This window comes from Paracoccus solventivorans, assembly GCF_900142875.1.
Lineage (GTDB): Bacteria > Pseudomonadota > Alphaproteobacteria > Rhodobacterales > Rhodobacteraceae > Paracoccus > Paracoccus solventivorans.
On sequence record NZ_FRCK01000004.1, the window covers coordinates 232563 to 249067 of the forward strand.

The window sequence follows — 16505 nt, forward strand, 5'->3', positions numbered from 1 at the left end:
AGCCGTCGGAAGGGCCGGGCCAAGCGCGGCGACAAGCGCCAGGATCAGGGATGGATTCATCGAACGGCAACGCCCCGCATCAAGAGATGACCTGCGGCGCGACCCTAAACGCGGATGCGCCCGGCGGCAACGCCGCGCGGGCGCAGGCGGCGGTCTGCCGCCTCACATATTCGGGTAGTTCGGGCCGTCGCCCCCCTGCGGCGTGGTCCAGACGATGTTCTGCGTCGGATCCTTGATGTCGCAGGTCTTGCAGTGCACGCAGTTCTGAAAGTTGATGACGAAGCGCGCGCCCTCGGGGGCGCTGGCGTCCTCGACCACCTCATAGACGCCGGCCGGGCAATAGCGCTGCGCCGGTTCCGCATATTCGGGCAGGTTCACCCGGATCGGGACCGATTGGTCCTTGAGTTTCAGGTGAGAGGGCTGGCTTTCCTCGTGATTGGTAAAGGAAAACGCGACGTTGGTCAGCCGGTCAAAGGACAGTTTCCCGTCCGGGCGCGGATAGTCGATCGGCTTGAACTTTGCCGCCTTGCCGGTCGCGGCCGCGTCGGTCTTGCCGTGTTTCCAGTTGCCCAGGATGTTGGCGCGGAACAGGCTGGCGCCCCACATGTCGATGCCGCCCAGCATCAGAGAGCCGATCATGCCGGTGCGCGACCACGCCGGCTTGACGTTGCGCACCCGCTTGAGGTCGCGGGCGATGGGGCCAGAGCGCACATCGGCCTCGTATTCGACCAGCTCGTCGCCCTCGCGCCCGGCGGCGATGGCGGCGGCGGCCGCCTCGGCCGCGGCTATGCCCGACAGCATGGCGTTGTGGTTGCCCTTGATGCGCGGCACGTTGACCAGCCCGGCCGAACAGCCCAGCAGCACCGCCCCCGGCACGGTCAGTTTCGGAATCGACTGCCAGCCGCCCTCGGAAATCGCCCGCGCGCCGTAAGCCACGCGCTTCCCGCCCTCGAGCAGCTCGGCCACCATCGGGTGATGCTTGAAGCGCTGGAACTCCATATAGGGGTAGAGATGCGGGTTTTCGTAGTTCAGATGGACCACGAAGCCGATCAGCACCTGGTTGTTCTCGGCGTGATAGATGAAGGAACCGCCGCCCGCGTTCTTGCCCAGCGGCCAGCCCATCGTGTGGATGACGGTGCCTTCCTTGTGCTTGGCCGGGTCGATGTCCCAGATTTCCTTCATGCCGATGCCGAATTTCTGCGGCTCGTGGCCCTGGGACAGGCCGCGGCCCTCGATCAGCTGGCGGGCGAGGCTGCCGCGCACGCCTTCGGCGATGAAGACATATTTGCCGCGCAGCTCCATCCCCGGCTCATAGTTCGGGCCGGGGGTGCCGTCGGCTTCCTTGCCCATCTCGCCGGCGACGACGCCGGCCACGCGGTCGCCGTCCATCACCAGTTCCGAGGCGGCCATGCCGGGGAAGATTTCCACGCCCAGCGCCTCGGCCTGCTCGGCCAGCCAGCGGCAGACATTGCCCATGCTGACGATGTAGTTGCCGTGGTTCGACATCAGCTTCGGCATCGGCCAGTTCGGGATGCGGATCGACCCTGCCGGCCCCAGCATGACGAAACTGTCGGATTTCACCTCGGTGCGGATCGGGGCGCCGCGTTCCTTCCAGTCGGGAAGCAGCGCGTTCAGCCCGCAGGGGTCCAGCACCGCGCCCGACAGGATATGGGCGCCGACCTCGGATCCTTTTTCCAGCACCACCACGTTCAGATCGGGGTCGATCTGCTTCAGCCGGATCGCGGCCGACAGGCCGGCGGGCCCCGCGCCGACGATCACGACATCGAATTCCATCGATTCGCGTTCGATCGTGGTCATGGTTTCGTCCTCCTGTGGCGTCTTTCGGCTGGGAATCGGTTCCGACATAGGGGGGATCGCCGGTCGAGACAATTGATATTGCACAGGCAGGAAGCAGCCAATGCGTGCGGTTGGGCGCTTGCGTCGGCCCAGTGGCTGCGCCACGATGCTGCGAAACGCGGCTTCGCCACGATGCCGCGAAACGACGACGCCCCCAGCCTGACGCCCCTTGCCCAAGGCCGGGGGCGTTTCTACACGAGGACCGGATGGAAAAGATACCGATGACCCGCGCGGGGTTCGACCAGCTCGACGCCGAGCTGCGCGCGCTCAAGACCGAGGACCGGCCCGCGGTGATCCGCGCCATCGCCGAGGCGCGCGAACACGGCGACCTGTCGGAGAACGCCGAATACCACTCGGCCCGCGAAAAGCAGTCCTTCATCGAGGGAAGGATCAAGGAGCTGGAGATGATCATCTCTCGCGCCGAGGTGATCGACACCGCGAAACTGTCGGGCAGCGTCAAGTTCGGCGCCAGGGTCACGCTGGTGGACGAGGACACCGACGAGGAAAAGACCTATATGCTGGTCGGCGAGCAAGAGGCCGACCTGGAACGCGGGCTGCTGAACGTGCGCTCGCCGCTGGCGCGGGCGCTGATCGGCAAGGACGAGGGCGACAGCGTCGATGTCGTCACCCCCGGCGGGCAGAAAAGCTACGAGATCCTGTCGATCCGTTATGAATGAGCTGACCGGATGGCTGCACCGGCTGACCGCCGGCCGCGACCGCGCAGTGGTGGTGGGCGCGGCCGTCACGGCGGCGTGGCTGCTGCTGGTGGCGCTGTTCTGGCTGTTCGGCCCCGAGGGCGCGCCGCTGTCCGGGCTGGCGCGGCTGCTGTCGCTGGCGGGGGTGCTGCTGCCGGTGGCGCTGATCTGGCTGGCGGTGGCGCTGGCCGGCGCCACTGCCGAGCTGAAGCGCGAATCGGTGCTGCTGCGCGCGCAGCTGGACCTGATGCGCGGCGCCCCGGGCGACGGGGGCGGCGATTCGGCCCAGACCGCGCGCGCGGCGATGCCGCCCGGGCGTGATCCGGGCGCCGCCCCGCCGCCGCCCCGCACCCCCTCGGCCGCCGCAACCCCGCGCCCCGCGCGGGCGCAGCCCGAGACGCGGCAGGGCGACCTGCCGTTCGAGCAGCCCGCCCCGGTCGCCGTCCCCCCGGCCGAGCTGATCGCGGCGCTGAATTTTCCCGACGGGCCCGACGACCATCGCGCCATCGCGGCGCTGCGGGCCTCGCTGGCCGACCCCGAGGCCGCCCGCACCATCCGCGCCGCGCAGGATGTGGTGACGCTGCTGGCGCAGCACGGGATCTATGCCGACGACCTGGACCGCGCCGCGCTGTCGGCGCCGCTGTGGCGGCGGTTCCTCGAGGGTGAGCGCGGGTCGGCGCTGGCGGCGCTGGCCAGCGGCGACGACACCGCCGCCGAGATCGCCGCCGGGCTGATGCGCACGGACGAGGTGTTCCGCGACGCCGCCCACCATTTCCTGCGGCAATATGACCGCACCCTGACAAGAATCGCCGCCGAGCTGTCCGACGAGGCGCTGGTGGCGCTGTCCGACACCCGCTCGGGGCGCGGATTCGCGCTGCTGGCGCAGGTGACGGGGATGTTCGGCTGATGGCGGGGAGCGGACCGGCGGAACCGGGTCCGGCGCCGGCCCGCGACGCCGCGATGTGGCGGGCGGCGCGGATGGGGTTCCTGCACGCCTTTCCGTTCCTGCTGGTGCTGGCGCCGTTCGCGATCCTGTTCGGGGTGGTGGCGACGGCGGCGGGGCTGGATATCCTGCAGGTGATGGGGTTTTCCGTGCTGGTGCTGGCCGGGGCCTCGCAGTTCAGCGCCGTGCAGCTGATGAGCGAGCACGCCCCGGTGATCGTGGTGCTGCTGTCGTCGCTGGCGATCAACCTGCGGATGGCGATGTATTCCGCCTCGCTCACCCCATGGCTGGGGCGGGCGCCGGCCTGGCAGCGGGCGGTGATCGCCTTTGTGCTGATCGACCAGAGCTACGGCATGGCGGTGCAGCGATTCGAGCGCGAGCCGCGGATGACCATGGCCGAGCGGGTGGGCTATCTGTTCGGCCTGTCGCCGGTGCTGTGCCTGCCGTGGGTGCTGTTCACCTGGGTCGGCGCCACCGCCGGAAAGATGATTCCGGCAGAATGGCCGCTGGATTTCGCGGTGCCGATCACCTTTCTGGCGCTGATCGCGCCGATGCTGCGCACCGTGGCCCATGTGGTGGCGGCGGCGGTATCGGTGGTGGTGGCGCTGGTTCTGTCGGGGATGCCCTCGGGGACCGGGGTGCTGGTGGCCGGAGCGCTGGGCATGGCCGCCGGCGCCTGGTTCGAGGGGCGGCAGGCCCGCCGCGCCGCCGCCCGGCAGCTTGATGAGGGGCGCGCGGAGTGAGCGGATATTCGGATGCCGCGATCTGGTTCGTGATCCTGGCGCTGGGGGTCGGCACCTTCCTGCTGCGCTGGTCGTTCCTGGGCGCGGCAGGCCGCCGGCCGGTGCCGGAATGGGCCGGGCGCTGGCTGCGCTACACCGCGGTGGCGGTGCTGCCGGCGCTGGTCGCGCCGCTGGTGATCTGGCCGCCGGCGACCGGCGGCACCCCCGACCCGATGCGGCTGGCCGCGGCCGCGGCGACGGTGGCGGCCGGGCTGCTGACCCGCAGCACGCTGTGGGCGATCATCGTCGGCGGGGTGGTGCTGACCGCAGGCTTCTGGCTGGGCTAGGCAAGCCGGGGGCTGCGCGCCCCCATCATCGTATACGACGATCCCGCCGGATATTTCAGACAGAAGATCGGAGGCGGGCACGCTTTGGGCGTGTCTTGCCGGCCGGAGGTTGCGCAGCGCGGCTTACTGCGCGGCGGTGCGGATCAGGCGGCCGTTCTGGTAGCCCTCGATCGAGCCGTCCTTCTGGCGCAGCAGCACGTCGTGGTTGTTGTCGGGATCGCCGTCCTGATGGCGCTTCGACTGCACGCCGGGCAGGGTCAGGAACCAGTTGCGCAGCTTGAGCGGGCTGAACCCGGTCGGCGCGCCCTCGAACCCCGGGACGCGCGACAGCGCCTTGCCGGTGTTCACCGCGCAGAAGGATTTCGGCGAGGCACCCTGCGCCTCGACCGCGCGGATCGCGGCCTCGGCGATCTCGGGGCGGACGAACACCGTATCCTCGGCCACCCAGTAGGTCTCGCGCGCGTGGTAGTCGATGTAGAAGCGCTTGAAGTTGTCGGTGATCCCGTAAAGCACGTCGTTGCGCTCGGGGATGCGCGGGTGTTCCCAGCTGCCGGCCGGGTCGTAGATCACCCGCTGGCTGCCGTTGACCATCAGCGCGGAATGCCCGCCCTCGCCCCGCGGAATCCCGATGACGGTGAATAGGGTGATCGACGGCGGTTCGTTCGAGACATAGCGCGCGCCGTTCAGCGCCCTTTCGTCGTCCCATTTGCGTTCGGCGCAGGCAGCGACCGCGGCGGTCGCGCCCAGCACCAGAAATGCGCGCCGTTGCATCAGCATGTCAGGCAATTCCTTGCGGTCGCCAGCCCGGGGGCAGGGCGGCGGTTGGTGTGATGGTGTCGAGGCCGGTCCGGCGAAGGGGCGTCAGGCGTTGGCCAGCGCCAGGAAGATCAGCACTGCGATGGACAGCCCGCCCGCCCAGGCCATGAAGCGGACGAAGCCGACGAAGGTCCGCTCCTGGGCGGTGGCGTCCATCGTGCCCGGCACATGCGCGGCGGCGGTATGGGTGGAATCATGCGTCGTGGCCATCTGCGGTCGGTCCCCTGCGGCTTTTTGTCCTGTCGCGCCCATGGCTAGCCCAATCCGCGCGCGCTGTCACGCCCTCCACAGCACGGCGCCATGGGCGTCGTGGCCGGCCTGCCGCACAATCCCGCGAGCGGCGAGTGCGTTCAGATGCGCCACCGCCTCGACCAGCGCGAGGCCGTATTCGGCGTCGCCGATGCGGCGGGAAAACAGCACATCGAAACAGCCGACCGCGGTGCGGGGCTGATCCGCCAGCGCCTGCGCGATGCGGCGCAGGGCCGATTCGTGGTTGTCCGCCAGCTGCGTCAGCCGCAGGGGCAGGCCGGTGAAAGGCAGCTTGTGGCCGGGCAGCACCAGCTGCCCGGGCCGGGCCAGCGCCGCCAGCCGGGTGCAGCTGTCCAGCCAGTCCTGCACCGGGTTCGCCCCCGGTTCCGTCGGATAGACCCCGAGATTGGGCGAGATCCCCGGCAGCAGCTGGTCGCCGCCGATCACCAGATCGTCGTCCTGCGACCACAGGGTGATGTGTTCGGCCGAATGCCCCTCGCCCATGGCCACCAGCCAGCGGCGGCCGCCGAGGTGCAGGGTCTCGCCCTCGCGCACGCGGCGGAACCCCAGCGGCAGCGGGTGAACCACGTCGGCGGTGTTCCACGGCCGTTCGGAGGCGCGCTGCGCCAGCCGGTCGGGGTCCATCCCCGCGCGGCGCCAGAAGGCGATCTGTTCCGCGGTCGCGCGCTCCTGCGCGTCCAGCGCCAGCATCCGCGCGAACAGCCAGGCGGTGCGGCTGGTCCACAGCTCGGCGCCGCGCGCGACGAACCAGCCGGCAAGCCCGATATGGTCGGGGTGCTGGTGGGTGGCCAGCACCCGCACCACCGGCGCGCCCGCCAGCGGTCCGGCCAGCAGCCGCCCCCAGATCTCGCGCCCGCGGCCGGTGTCGAAGCCGGTGTCGACCACCGTCCAGCCGTCCTCGTCCCGCAGCGCATAGACGTTGACGTGGTCCAGCCGCATCGGCAGCGGCAGGCGCATCCACAGCACGCCCTCGGCCACTTCGGTGGCCTGCCCCTCGGGCGGGGGCTCGGGCCAGGGATGGCGCACGCCCTCGGCCGTGCGGGCGCCCGAGGTCATGCGCCCAGCCCGAAGGCGTCGTCGGGGATCGCGGCCAGCTGGTCGATGCCGGCGCTCGCCTCGGCCAGGTCGCCGGCGTTCCGGGGCAGGATGCGGGTGATGTAGATGCGGGCCAGCGCCGCGCGCGCGCCGGCGCCCTTTTGCGCGGCGATCAGGTGGAAATGCGCGCCCAGCACCCGGGCGAAGGCAGCCAGATACGGCGTCGCCCCGGCCAGCCGGTCGGGCTGCGAGGACGCCAGCAGCGATTCGGTCGCCGCCCGCAGTGCCTGCGCGGCCTCGCGCAGCGGCGCGGCAAGGTCCGGCAGGGCGTCCTGCGCCGCATCGGCCCCGGCCAGAACCTCGTCGATCAGGGCGAATGCCATCTCGCCCCCGTCCATCATCTTGCGCAGCACCAGGTCGATGGCCTGGATGCCGTTGGTGCCTTCGTAGATCGGGGTGATGCGCACGTCGCGCAGATATTGCGCGGCGCCGGTTTCCTCGATGAAGCCCATGCCGCCGTGGACCTGCACGCCGGTATCTGCGACGCGGCAGCCGACATCGGTGCCGTAGGCCTTGGCGATCGGGGTCAGGAAGGCGGCGCGGGCGGTCCAGCCGTCCTCGCCCGTCGCCGCTGCCAGATCCAGCGCCTGCGCGCAGGCCAGGCCGATGGCGCGGGCGGCGAACACCTCGGCCCGCGACACCGCCAGCATCCGGCGCACGTCGGGGTGGGTGATGATCGCGCCCATCTGCGCGCGCTCGGCCGCATAGGCGGCGGCCTGCTGCAACGCGGCCTCGGCCACGGCGACGCCCTGCATCCCCACCGCCAGCCGCGCCGCGTTCATCATGGTGAACATGGCGGCCATGCCCTTGTGTTCCTGGCCGATCAGCCAGCCCTTGGCGCCCTCATAGCTCATCACGCAGGTGGGCGAGCCGTGGATGCCCATCTTGTGTTCCAGCGACACCACCTTGAGGCTGTTGGCCACCCCCGGCTTGCCGTTGTCGTCGGGCAGGTATTTCGGGACCATGAACAGGCTGATGCCGCGGGTGCCCTTGCCCCCGTCGGGCAGGCGCGCCAGCACCGCGTGGCAGGTGTTCTCGTTCACGTCGCTGTCGCCCCAGGTGATGAAGATCTTCTGCCCGGTGATGCGATAGGTGCCGTCGTCGGCGCGTTCCGCCCGCGTGGTCAGCGCCCCCACGTCGGAACCCGCCTGCGGCTCGGTCAGGTTCATGGTGCCGTTCCATTCGCCCGAGATCAGCTTGGGCAGATAGAGCGCGCGCAGCTCGTCGCTGGCGTGGTGCTGCAGCGCCTCGATCTGGCCTTGGGTCAGCAGCGGGTTCAGCTGCAGCGACAGGCAGGCGCCGGCGAACATCTCGGCCACGGCGACGTTCAGCGTCTGCGGCAGCCCGGCGCCGCCGTATTCGGGGTCGGCCGACAGCCCGATCCAGCCGCCCTCGGCCAGCGCCGCAAAGCCGGTGTCGAAACCGGGGGACGAGCGCACCGCGCCGTTTTCCAGCCGCGCCGGGGTCAGGTCGCCGTTGCGGTTCAGCGGCGCCAGCACCTCGGTCGCCAGCCGCCCCGCCTCCGTCAGGATGGCGGAAACCGTTTCGGGGGTGGCTTCGGCAAAGCGCTCGGTCGCGGCGATCCCGGCCAGCGGGACCACGGAGTCCAGGATAAAGGCGATGTCTTCGACCGGCGCGCGATAGGCCATGGGCGTTCCCTTATGTGCTGCGCAGGGCGTTGCAATCCGGCCTCATGCGCGTATGTCCGTTTTCCGGCCGCAACCCTAATGTCCCGTCGGCCCGCTGCAACCCCGCAAAGAGACAAGATGCCCGCAGTTTCCACCCTGACCCTGCGTCCCGATGCCTCGGGCATCGCCCGCGCCGCGCGGCTGCTGGCCGAGGGCGGGACCGTCGCCCTGCCGACGGAAACGGTGTATGGACTGGCCGCCAATGCCCGCGACGGGGCGGCGGTGGCGCGGATCTATCAGGCCAAGGGGCGGCCGTCCTTCAACCCGCTGATCGTGCATTGCGCCGATATGGCGGCCGCCGCGCGGATCGGCCGGCTGGAGGGCGAGGCCGAGGCGCTGGCCCGCACCTTCTGGCCCGGGCCGCTGACGCTGGTGGTGCCGCTGCGTGCGGACGCCGGCATCGCCGGGATCGTGACGGCAGGGCTGGACAGCGTCGGGCTGCGGGTGCCGGCGCATAAGCTGGCGCAGGCGGTGCTGCGGGACTCGGGGCTGGCGCTGGCGATGCCCTCGGCCAATGCCTCGGGGCGGATCAGCCCGACCACGGCGGCGCATGTGCTGGACCCGGACGGCGGGCTGGCGGGGCGCATCGCCGCGGTGCTGGACGGCGGCGCCTGCCCGGTCGGGGTCGAATCGACCATCATCGGCTGGCGGGACGGGGCGGCGGTGCTGCTGCGCCCCGGCGGCGTCGCGGCCGAGGCTGTGGAATCGGTGCTGGGCCACCCCCTGGCCCGCGCCGCAGTGGACGGGGATGCGCCCGATTCGCCGGGCCAGCTGCTCAGCCACTACGCCCCCGCGGCGCCGGTCCGGCTGGGCGCGCAGGCGGCGCGGGCGGGCGAGACGCTGATCGGTTTCGGACCGGTGGCGGGCGACCTGACGCTGTCAGCCTCGGGCGATCTGGCCGAGGCCGCCGCGCGGCTGTTCGACACGCTGCGCGCGGCCGACCGCCGCGGCCTGCCCATCGCGGTGGCTCCGATCCCGGCGCAGGGGCTGGGGCTGGCGATCAACGACCGGCTGGCCCGCGCGGCGGCGCCGCGGTGATCCGGGTGCCGCGCCATTGCGGCGGCGCGTCCCTGCGCCTAGCCTTGCACCCATGACCGCCGAGCCGATCTGGAAGGGAACCCCCCTGGACGCTGCCACCGCGCTGGCGCTGCTGGACTGGCAGCGCGAGATGGGCGCGGACGAGCCGATCCTTGACGGCCCCGTGGACCGCTACGCCGAGATTGCCCCCGCGCCCGCGCCGGCCAGCCCGCAGCCGGCGCTGGCCGGGATGCCTGCCGCCGCCCCCGCCGCGGCGCCCGCGCCTCAGATCGACCTGCCCGCGCAGGCCACCGCAATGGCCGCCCGCGCCGGCAACCTGTCCGAACTGGCGGCGCTGATGCAGGATTTCGACGGGCTCGAGATCCGCCGCGGCGCCCGCAACTTCGTCTTTGCCGACGGCAACCCGGGCGCGCGGGTGATGATCCTGGGCGAGGCCCCGGGCGAGGAAGAGGACCGGCAGGGCCGCCCCTTCGTCGGCCGCGCCGGGCAGCTGCTGGACCAGATGTTCGCCGCCATCGGCCTGTCGCGGCAGGCGGTGGATGCCGAACGCGCGCTCTACATCACCAATGTGCTGCCCTGGCGCCCGCCGGGCAACCGCCGCCCGGAGCAGGCGGAAATCGACGCGATGCTGCCCTTTGTCGCCCGCCACGTCGAGCTGGCGGCGCCGGATGTGCTGGTGCTGATGGGCAACACCCCCTGCCAGGCGGTGCTGGGGCGGCAGGGGATCCTGCGGCTGCGCGGGCAATGGGCGCAAGGTTTCGGTCGCCCGGTGCTGCCGATGGCGCACCCCGCCTATGTGCTGCGCAACCCGATCGCCAAGCGGGATTCCTGGGCGGACCTGCTGTCGCTGCAGGCGCGGCTTCAGGCCGGCCCGCAGCCCTGATATTCGACCGCGCCGCCGGTCCCGTCGACCAGCGTCAGCCGCACGGCACCCCGGTCCAGCGCAAACGGCTTGCCCGAGGGCGCCACGAAATCCGAGGTCGCGGTGATCCGCCCCCCGGCTTCGCTGAGCTCGGGCGCGGAGACCCAGATTTCGCCGCCGTCATGTTCCAGCGCCGCCGCGATCTCGTTGCCGCCGGTCGCGGGGGCCGAGACGGCGACGCGCAGCCCGTCCTCGATCTCGGTCACCCGGCAGTCCAGCAGCGCGGGCTGAGGCTGCGGCACCTGCGCCAGCGCGGCCTCGATCCCCGGGTCGGGGGTGTCGGCCAGGGGCGGGGCGTCCAGCGTCAGATGCGCGGGCACGCAGATGGATTCGCACAGGCCCAGCTCGACCCCGACCCTGCCGGTGACCGGGGTGCCGGGGGTGGCGGGGGTGATCTCGATCGGCAGCACCAGCGCGCCGTGATAGCCCAGCGTGCGCTCTCCGGCGGATTCGATGATCTCGGGCACCGGCCAGTGCAGGGTGGCGGCGCCGATGTTCCCGGCGCCGTCCCAGTCGAAGCCGGGCGGCACGCCGTTGTCGCCGGGGCTGCGCCAGTAGGTCTTCCACCCCGGCTGCAGCTCCAGCCGCAGCGCGGTCATCCAGGTGCCCTCGGCGGTGGGATAGGCAGGCAGCAGCCGGGCGGATTTCAGCCCGGGCGGCAGCTCCTGCGCGGCGGCGGCGACAGGGGATGCCAGCAGCGCGGCCAGCAGCGGGGCGACAAGGGCGGCACGACATCTCATGCCCCCGATCTAGGTGCGGCGGCGGCGGGGGGAAAGTCACAACTGCGCCATGGACCTGCGGCAGCAGGGGCGCTTGCGGCCGGCCGGGCTTGCGCCGCGGGCGGCGGATGCCGATGTTGCAGGGGAAAGGATGCGCCATGACCGACCAATCGACGCCTGCGCCCGATGCCGCCGCCGACGCTCGCGGCGCCATCCCCCGCGACAATCTGACCGGCAAGGTGCTGATCGCGATGCCGGGGATGACCGACCCGCGCTTTTCCCACGCGGTGGTGCTGATCTGCGCGCACGGGGACGAGGGCGCGATGGGCATCGTGCTGAACAAGCCGCTGCCCGGGATCGGCTTTGCCGAGCTGATGGACCAGCTGGGCATCCCGACCGAGGGCCGCGATCCGCCGGTGCCGGTGCATTTCGGCGGCCCGGTCGAGCCCGGGCGCGGCTTCGTGCTGCACCCGCTGCCCGAGGGCGTGCCCGATGACGAGGGCTCGGGCAGGGTCCGCATCGGCGGCCTGCCGCTGGGGGTCACCACCACCCGCAATATCCTGGAAGACATCGTGCAGGGCCGCGGCCCCGACCGGGCGGTGCTGTCGCTGGGCTATGCCGGCTGGGGCGCGGGCCAGCTGGAAAACGAGATGCTGGCCAACGGCTGGCTGACCGCCGAGGCCCGCGACGAGCTGGTCTTCGGCGCCGACAACGCCCGCAAATGGCAGGATGCGCTGAAATCGCTGGGCGTGGACCCGCTGGCGCTGTCGTCGGCGGCGGGGCGGGCCTGAGAAGGGGGGCTTTGCCCCCGTCCCTGCAGGACTCCCCCCCAGGATATTTCCACACCAAAGACGGCAGCAGGCGGCGAGGGGGCAGACGGGCGACGGTGACGCTTGCCCGCCCGGCCCCGGTTTGCGATAGAGAAGCCCAGTCGTGAACCGGAGGCCCGCCATGATGTTCCGCGCCCGCCACCTGCTTGGCGTCGAACAGCTCTCGCCCCCCGAGATTACCACGCTGCTCGACCTAGCCGAGACCTATGTCGCGCTGAACCGGCGCACGGTGAAACACGGCGATGCGCTGCAGGGGCTGACGCAGATCAACCTGTTCTTCGAGGCCTCGACCCGCACCCAGTCCAGTTTCGAGCTCGCCGGCAAGCGGCTGGGCGCGGATGTGATGAACATGGCCGTCGCCCAGTCCAGCGTGAAGAAGGGCGAGACGCTGATCGACACCGCGCTGACCCTGAACGCGATGCAGCCCGACCTGCTGGTGGTGCGCCACCCCCATTCCGGCGCGGTCAACCTGCTGGCGGAAAAGGTGAATTGCGCGGTGGTGAACGCCGGCGACGGGCGGCACGAGCACCCGACCCAGGCGCTGCTGGACGCGCTGACCATCCGCCGGGCCAAGGGGCGGCTGCACCGGCTGACCGTGGCGATCTGCGGCGACATCGCGCATTCGCGGGTGGCACGATCCAACCTGATCCTGCTGGGCAAGATGGAAAACCGGGTGCGGCTGGTCGGGCCGGCGACGCTGATGCCCTCGGGCGCGGGCGAATGGGGCTGCGAGGTCCACCACGACATGGAGGAAGGGCTGCGCGACGCCGATGTGGTGATGATGCTGCGCCTGCAAAAGGAACGGATGGACGGCGGCTTCATCCCCTCGGAACGCGAATATTACCACCGCTGGGGGCTGGACGCCGAGAAACTGGCGCTCGCGAAACCCGACGCCATCGTCATGCACCCGGGCCCGATGAACCGCGGCGTGGAGATAGACGGCACCATCGCCGACGACATCAACCGCAGCGTGATCCAGCACCAGGTGGAAATGGGCGTGGCGGTGCGCATGGCCGCCATGGATCTGCTGGCGCGCAACCTGCGGGCCGAGCGCGGGGCGCGGGCGGCGGAGGAGGGGACCTATGTCTGAAGCCATGGCCCCTTCGTCGCGGCCGCATGGGTATTTGAACCAGAAAGAACTCCGGGCGCGTAAACCATGATCCTGCATTTCCAGAACGCCCGGCTGATCGACCCCGAGGCGCTGAGCGACGAACCCGGCAGCCTGACCGTCGAGGACGGCGTGATCGTGGCGCTGGATGACGATGCCCCCGAGGGTGCGCGGGTGATCGATTGCGACGGGCGTTGTCTTGCGCCCGGGATCGTGGACTGGGGCGTCAAGATCGGCGAGCCGGGCGAGCGGCACCGCGAATCCATGCGCTCGGCCGCGCTGGCGGCGGCGGCGGGCGGGGTGACCACGATCGTCACGCGTCCCGACACGCTGCCCCCGATCGACACGCCGGAATCGCTCGAGTTCGTCACCCGCCGCGCCGCCGGGCAGCTGGTGCGCATCCGCCATCAGGCCGCCCTGACCCGTGGCCGCGATGGGCGCGAGATGGTCGAGATGGGGTTCCTGCGCGACGTGGGCGCGCTGGCCTTTACCGACGGGGTGCGGGTGGTCGAAAATACCAAGCTGCTGTCGCGCTGCATGACCTATGCCCGCGATCTTGGCGCGCTGATCGTGGGCCATCCGCAGGACCCCGGGCTGTCGCGCGGGGCGGCGGCGACCAGCGGCAAGTTCGCCTCGCTCTACGGGCTGCCCTCGGTCACGCCGCTGGCGGAGCGCATGGGGCTGGAACGCGACCTGGCGCTGGTCGAGGCGACGGGGGTGTGCTGGCACGCCGACCAGATCACCACCGCCGATTCGCTGGTCGTGCTGGACCGGGCGCGGGCGGCGGGGCTGGACGTGACCGCGGGAACCTCGATCCACCATCTGACGCTGAACGAGTTCGACGTCGGCGATTATCGCACCTTTTTCCGCCTGACCCCGCCCCTGCGCTCCGAGGACGACCGCATGGCCATGGTCGAGGCGGTGGCCGAGGGCCGTATCGACGTGATCGGCAGTTTCCACACCCCCCAGGACGAAGAGGCCAAGCGCCTGCCCTTCGAGGTTGCGGCCCCGGGCGCGGTGGGGCTGGAAACCCTGCTGCCGGCGGCGATGCGGCTTTACCATCAGGGCGGCGTCGGGCTGGCGCAGCTGTGGCGGGCGATGTCGCTGAACCCGGCGCGGCGGCTGGGACTGGACGCCGGGCGGCTGGCGGTGGGCGCGCCCGCCGATCTGGTGCTGTTCGACCCGGATGCGCCCTTCATCCTCGACCGTTTCGCCCTGCAGTCCAAGTCCAAGAACACCCCCTTCGACGGCACAAGGATGGAGGGGCGGGTGCTGGGCACCTGGGTCGGCGGCGCGCGGGTGTTCGGGAATGGCTGATGCGATGCTGCTGGGGGCGGCGGCGGGGCTGGGCTATCTGCTGGGCTCGGTGCCGTTCGGGGTGCTGCTGACCCGGGCGCTGGGGCTTGGCGATCTGCGTAGCATCGGCTCTGGCAATATCGGCGCGACCAATGTGCTGCGCACCGGCAACAAGGGCGCAGCACTGGCCACGCTGCTGCTGGACGGCGGCAAGGGCGCCGCCGCGGTGCTGCTGGCGCGCTGGCTTGGCGGTGAGGGCGCGGCGCTGGTCGCCGGGGGCGCGGCGTTCCTGGGCCATCTCTACCCGGTCTGGCTGGGATTTCGCGGCGGCAAGGGCGTCGCCACCTTTCTGGGCACGGTGATTGCGCTGGCCTGGCCGCTGGGGCTGGGGCTCTGCGCGATCTGGCTGCTGACCGCGGCGCTCAGCCGCATCTCGTCGTTGTCGGCGCTGGTGGCGGCGGCGTCGGCGCCGGTGCTGGCGCTGGCCATGGGGCAGCCCGGGCTGGCGGCGGTGACGCTGTTCATGGCGACGCTGATCTTCCTGCGCCACCACGAGAACATCGCCCGGCTGCGGGCGGGGACCGAGCCGCGGATCGGCGCCGGCAAGCGCCGCGGCTAGGGGCGGTGCAGCTGCGCCTCGACCGCCTCGGCGGTGCGGCGGGTGTTGTGGTAGATGCCAATCTGCAGATAGATGAACCCGGCGATCAGGGTCAGGTTGATGAACCCGCCCACCAGCACCATGATGAGCGAATGCAGGCCGCCGGCCGGGTGGTTCATCGAGATCACGGCGGCGGCAATGATCCCGATCGCGGCTAGGACCACGATCACATCGACAAGCCGTTCCAGCCAGCGGACAAAGAAATCGCGCATGAGCCCAATCCTTCTGCTACGCAAGGGTGAAAGCGGGGCGCCGCGGGATGGTTCCGCCGTGCCTCCGAACACCCCCACCTGCAGGGCTTCGGGCGGTCGCAAATATCCCGGGGGTCCGGGGGCTGGCCCCCGGTCCGGCGGCGCCGCTCAGCGCGTCGGCACCGGGGTCTCGCCGCGATAGTCGTAGAAGCCGCGGCCGGTCTTGCGGCCCAGCCAGCCGGCCTCGACGTATTTCACCAAGAGCGGGCAGGGGCGGTATTTGGTGTCGGCCAGCCCGTCGTGCAGCACGTTCATGATCGCCAGGCAGGTGTCCAGCCCGATGAAATCGGCCAGCTCCAGCGGCCCCATCGGGTGATTCGCCCCCAGCTTCATCGATTCGTCGATGGAACGGACGTTGCCCACGCCCTCATACAGCACATAGACCGCCTCGTTCATCATCGGCACCAGGATCCGGTTCACGATGAAGGCGGGGAAATCCTCGGCGCTGGCGGCGGTCTTGCCCAGCGACGCGACGACGCCGACCAGCGTCTGATAGGTGTCCTCGTTGGTGGCGATGCCGCGGATCAGCTCGACCAGCTGCATCACCGGCACCGGGTTCATGAAGTGGAAGCCCATAAATTTTTCCGGCCGGTCGGTGCGGCTGGCCAGCCGGGTGATCGAGATCGACGAGGTGTTCGAGGTCAGGATCGTCTCGGGCTTGAGATGCGGCAGCACCGATTCGAAGATCTTGTTCTTGACGTCCTCGCGCTCGGTCGCGGCCTCGATGACCAGATCGGTGGCGCCGATGTCGGCCATGTCGGTGGTGGTGCGGATGCGGGCCATGGCGGCGGCCTTGTCCTCGGCCGAGACCTTGCCGCGGCTGACCTGCCGGTCGAGGTTCTTGTCGATCGTCGCGACCGCTGCCTGCATCGCTTCGGCCGAGATGTCGTTCAGCAGCACGTCATACCCGGCCAGCGCGAAGACATGGGCGATCCCGTTGCCCATCTGCCCGGCGCCGATCACGCCCACCGATTGCACCGCCATGCGCCATTCTCCCTTGGAATACTGCGCGACGATAGGGCCGGCAGGGCTGGGTGTTCAACCAGTAACCGCCCGGGCCGGTGGCGCCGGGCGGAAACTGCGGGTGTTGTCCGGGCTCAGACCTTCTCGGTCAGTTCCGGCAGGACGGTGAAGATATCGCCGACCAGGCCGTAATCTGCGATCTGGAAGATGGGGGCTTCCTCGTCCTTGTTGATGGCGACGATGACCTTGCTGTCCTTCATGCCGGCCAGGTGCTGGATCGCGCCCGA

General features: G+C 70.8%; 18 protein-coding genes and 1 pseudogene. 10 read left to right on the plus strand and 9 right to left on the minus strand.

Annotation, left to right across the window (positions count from 1 at the left end; genetic code table 11):
* Positions 1 to 162 precede the first annotated feature (162 nt).
* A complete protein-coding gene (locus tag BUB57_RS08915) occupies positions 163 to 1818 on the minus strand; it encodes an electron transfer flavoprotein-ubiquinone oxidoreductase (protein WP_073065479.1) in 1656 nt (551 codons plus the stop codon).
* Positions 1819 to 2063: 245 nt separating this feature from the next.
* Between BUB57_RS08915 and greA the strand changes: the two genes are divergently transcribed.
* Genes greA through BUB57_RS08935 form a run of 4 tightly spaced genes read left to right on the plus strand, consistent with a single transcriptional unit; the run spans position 2064 to position 4564 of the window.
* On the plus strand, positions 2064 to 2534 hold the full coding sequence (greA, locus tag BUB57_RS08920) for a transcription elongation factor GreA (RefSeq protein WP_073065483.1): 471 nt from the start codon (positions 2064 to 2066) through the stop codon (positions 2532 to 2534).
* A complete protein-coding gene (locus tag BUB57_RS08925; RefSeq protein WP_073065487.1) occupies positions 2527 to 3459 on the plus strand; it encodes a hypothetical protein in 933 nt (310 codons plus the stop codon). Before greA ends, BUB57_RS08925 begins: the two co-directional genes overlap by 8 nt.
* A gap of 53 nt (positions 3460 to 3512) precedes the next feature.
* Positions 3513 to 4238: an AzlC family ABC transporter permease gene (locus tag BUB57_RS08930; RefSeq protein WP_073065614.1), complete on the plus strand. Its 726-nt coding sequence runs from the start codon at positions 3513 to 3515 to the stop codon at positions 4236 to 4238.
* The gene (locus tag BUB57_RS08935) at positions 4235 to 4564 is read left to right on the plus strand and encodes an AzlD domain-containing protein (protein WP_073065490.1); all 330 of its coding nucleotides are present in this window, start codon (positions 4235 to 4237) and stop codon (positions 4562 to 4564) included. Before BUB57_RS08930 ends, BUB57_RS08935 begins: the two co-directional genes overlap by 4 nt.
* A 123-nt stretch (positions 4565 to 4687) precedes the next feature.
* Here the strand turns inward: BUB57_RS08935 and BUB57_RS08940 are convergent, their stop codons facing one another.
* The 4 genes from BUB57_RS08940 to BUB57_RS08955 form a co-directional block, all read right to left on the minus strand.
* On the minus strand, positions 4688 to 5341 hold the full coding sequence (locus BUB57_RS08940) for a hypothetical protein (RefSeq protein ID WP_234952025.1): 654 nt from the start codon (positions 5339 to 5341) through the stop codon (positions 4688 to 4690).
* 84 nt (positions 5342 to 5425) lie between these two features.
* A complete protein-coding gene (locus tag BUB57_RS08945) occupies positions 5426 to 5590 on the minus strand; it encodes an aa3-type cytochrome c oxidase subunit IV (RefSeq protein WP_073065493.1) in 165 nt (54 codons plus the stop codon).
* A 66-nt stretch (positions 5591 to 5656) separates the two neighbouring features.
* Positions 5657 to 6706 carry an MBL fold metallo-hydrolase gene (locus BUB57_RS08950; RefSeq protein WP_073065496.1) on the minus strand — a complete coding sequence of 350 codons (1050 nt, stop codon included), beginning with the start codon at positions 6704 to 6706 and terminating at the stop codon, positions 5657 to 5659.
* Positions 6703 to 8394 (minus strand): acyl-CoA dehydrogenase, encoded by a 1692-nt coding sequence (locus BUB57_RS08955; RefSeq protein ID WP_073065500.1) that lies wholly within the window; start codon positions 8392 to 8394, stop codon positions 6703 to 6705. Before BUB57_RS08955 ends, BUB57_RS08950 begins: the two co-directional genes overlap by 4 nt.
* 117 nt (positions 8395 to 8511) lie before the next feature.
* On the opposite strand from BUB57_RS08955, the gene BUB57_RS08960 reads away from it, so the two are divergent.
* Together BUB57_RS08960 and BUB57_RS08965 are read left to right on the plus strand one after the other, a co-directional pair.
* The gene (locus tag BUB57_RS08960) at positions 8512 to 9471 is read left to right on the plus strand and encodes an L-threonylcarbamoyladenylate synthase (protein WP_073065503.1); all 960 of its coding nucleotides are present in this window, start codon (positions 8512 to 8514) and stop codon (positions 9469 to 9471) included.
* Positions 9472 to 9523: 52 nt separating this feature from the next.
* Entirely contained in the window at positions 9524 to 10354 is an 831-nt protein-coding gene (locus tag BUB57_RS08965) for a uracil-DNA glycosylase (RefSeq protein WP_073065506.1), read from the plus strand.
* On the opposite strand, the gene BUB57_RS08970 is transcribed toward BUB57_RS08965, so the two are convergent.
* Positions 10333 to 11133 carry a protein-disulfide reductase DsbD domain-containing protein gene (locus BUB57_RS08970; RefSeq protein WP_073065509.1) on the minus strand — a complete coding sequence of 267 codons (801 nt, stop codon included), beginning with the start codon at positions 11131 to 11133 and terminating at the stop codon, positions 10333 to 10335. The two genes, BUB57_RS08965 and BUB57_RS08970, sit on opposite strands and share 22 nt — an antisense overlap.
* Before the next feature lie 230 nt (positions 11134 to 11363).
* On the opposite strand from BUB57_RS08970, the gene BUB57_RS08975 reads away from it, so the two are divergent.
* The 4 genes from BUB57_RS08975 to plsY all read left to right on the plus strand — a co-directional run bounded on the left by BUB57_RS08975 (position 11364) and on the right by plsY (position 14965).
* Positions 11364 to 11903, plus strand: coding sequence for a YqgE/AlgH family protein (locus BUB57_RS08975; protein WP_073065621.1), 540 nt, complete (start codon positions 11364 to 11366; stop codon positions 11901 to 11903).
* A 160-nt stretch (positions 11904 to 12063) separates the two neighbouring features.
* Positions 12064 to 13032, plus strand: coding sequence for an aspartate carbamoyltransferase catalytic subunit (locus BUB57_RS08980; protein WP_073065513.1), 969 nt, complete (start codon positions 12064 to 12066; stop codon positions 13030 to 13032).
* A gap of 66 nt (positions 13033 to 13098) precedes the next feature.
* Positions 13099 to 14367, plus strand: a complete 1269-nt coding sequence (gene pyrC, locus BUB57_RS08985) for a dihydroorotase (RefSeq protein ID WP_073065517.1) — start codon at positions 13099 to 13101, stop codon at positions 14365 to 14367.
* Complete coding sequence (gene plsY / locus BUB57_RS08990; protein ID WP_143159671.1) at positions 14360 to 14965, plus strand: glycerol-3-phosphate 1-O-acyltransferase PlsY; 606 nt, start codon at positions 14360 to 14362, stop codon at positions 14963 to 14965. Before pyrC ends, plsY begins: the two co-directional genes overlap by 8 nt.
* Here plsY and BUB57_RS08995 read toward each other — a convergent pair.
* The 3 genes and pseudogenes from BUB57_RS08995 to BUB57_RS16555 all read right to left on the minus strand — a co-directional run.
* Complete coding sequence (locus BUB57_RS08995; protein ID WP_073065524.1) at positions 14962 to 15216, minus strand: hypothetical protein; 255 nt, start codon at positions 15214 to 15216, stop codon at positions 14962 to 14964. The genes plsY and BUB57_RS08995 overlap by 4 nt on opposite strands.
* 147 nt (positions 15217 to 15363) lie before the next feature.
* Positions 15364 to 16239, minus strand: coding sequence for a 3-hydroxybutyryl-CoA dehydrogenase (locus BUB57_RS09000; protein ID WP_073065527.1), 876 nt, complete (start codon positions 16237 to 16239; stop codon positions 15364 to 15366).
* Positions 16240 to 16352: 113 nt separating this feature from the next.
* Positions 16353 to 16505 (minus strand): annotated as a pseudogene (locus BUB57_RS16555) (electron transfer flavoprotein subunit alpha/FixB family protein); the annotation flags it as partial.

Excerpts from the sequence above, each read along its gene's own strand:
- BUB57_RS08915 (WP_073065479.1), bottom strand. The coding sequence starts at position 1,818 with ATGACCACGATCGAACGCGAATCGATGGAATTCGATGTCGTGATCGTC.
- greA (WP_073065483.1), top strand. The coding sequence starts at position 2,064 with ATGGAAAAGATACCGATGACCCGCGCGGGGTTCGACCAGCTCGACGCC.
- BUB57_RS08925 (WP_073065487.1), top strand. The coding sequence starts at position 2,527 with ATGAATGAGCTGACCGGATGGCTGCACCGGCTGACCGCCGGCCGCGAC.
- BUB57_RS08930 (WP_073065614.1), top strand. The coding sequence starts at position 3,513 with ATGTGGCGGGCGGCGCGGATGGGGTTCCTGCACGCCTTTCCGTTCCTG.
- BUB57_RS08940 (WP_234952025.1), bottom strand. The coding sequence starts at position 5,341 with ATGCTGATGCAACGGCGCGCATTTCTGGTGCTGGGCGCGACCGCCGCG.
- BUB57_RS08945 (WP_073065493.1), bottom strand. The coding sequence starts at position 5,590 with ATGGCCACGACGCATGATTCCACCCATACCGCCGCCGCGCATGTGCCG.
- BUB57_RS08950 (WP_073065496.1), bottom strand. The coding sequence starts at position 6,706 with ATGACCTCGGGCGCCCGCACGGCCGAGGGCGTGCGCCATCCCTGGCCC.
- BUB57_RS08955 (WP_073065500.1), bottom strand. The coding sequence starts at position 8,394 with ATGGCCTATCGCGCGCCGGTCGAAGACATCGCCTTTATCCTGGACTCC.
- BUB57_RS08960 (WP_073065503.1), top strand. The coding sequence starts at position 8,512 with ATGCCCGCAGTTTCCACCCTGACCCTGCGTCCCGATGCCTCGGGCATC.
- BUB57_RS08965 (WP_073065506.1), top strand. The coding sequence starts at position 9,524 with ATGACCGCCGAGCCGATCTGGAAGGGAACCCCCCTGGACGCTGCCACC.
- BUB57_RS08970 (WP_073065509.1), bottom strand. The coding sequence starts at position 11,133 with ATGAGATGTCGTGCCGCCCTTGTCGCCCCGCTGCTGGCCGCGCTGCTG.
- BUB57_RS08975 (WP_073065621.1), top strand. The coding sequence starts at position 11,364 with ATGCCGGGGATGACCGACCCGCGCTTTTCCCACGCGGTGGTGCTGATC.
- BUB57_RS08980 (WP_073065513.1), top strand. The coding sequence starts at position 12,064 with ATGATGTTCCGCGCCCGCCACCTGCTTGGCGTCGAACAGCTCTCGCCC.
- pyrC (WP_073065517.1), top strand. The coding sequence starts at position 13,099 with ATGATCCTGCATTTCCAGAACGCCCGGCTGATCGACCCCGAGGCGCTG.
- plsY (WP_143159671.1), top strand. The coding sequence starts at position 14,360 with ATGGCTGATGCGATGCTGCTGGGGGCGGCGGCGGGGCTGGGCTATCTG.
- BUB57_RS08995 (WP_073065524.1), bottom strand. The coding sequence starts at position 15,216 with ATGCGCGATTTCTTTGTCCGCTGGCTGGAACGGCTTGTCGATGTGATC.
- BUB57_RS09000 (WP_073065527.1), bottom strand. The coding sequence starts at position 16,239 with ATGGCGGTGCAATCGGTGGGCGTGATCGGCGCCGGGCAGATGGGCAAC.